The organism is Sphingobium sp. D43FB (assembly GCF_002312805.1).
In the GTDB taxonomy this organism is placed as follows: Bacteria; Pseudomonadota; Alphaproteobacteria; order Sphingomonadales; family Sphingomonadaceae; genus Sphingobium.
In genome coordinates this window covers 1-276 of sequence record NZ_NMUA01000301.1, presented here as the reverse complement: position 1 = coordinate 276, position 276 = coordinate 1, and the positions used below count along the sequence as shown (strand labels likewise).

Genomic DNA, 276 nt, shown 5'->3' with positions numbered 1-276 from the left:
CCGGATGATCGCGCCATTGGCCCGGTCCTCGCGGCCTTCATGCCGAAAACGACCGCCGTAATATGGATGCCAGCGATAATGAAACTCTACCATCTGCCCGACATGGGCAGAATGACCCTGCGATGGCACTCGGGCGGAAAGCATGGCTGTTTTGCGGCTCCGATCGCGGCGGTCAGCGCGCCGCCATCATGTTTTCACTCATTCAGAGCTGTCGCCTCAACGACGTCGATCCCCAGGCTTGGCTCGCTGACGTCCTCGCCCGCATCGCCGGTCATC

Annotated in this window: 1 pseudogene; it reads left to right on the top strand. The window is 61.6% G+C overall.

The features are described 5' to 3' along the window. Positions 1–122 precede the first annotated feature (122 nt). Positions 123–276 (top strand): annotated as a pseudogene (locus SxD43FB_RS24485) (transposase domain-containing protein); the annotation flags it as partial.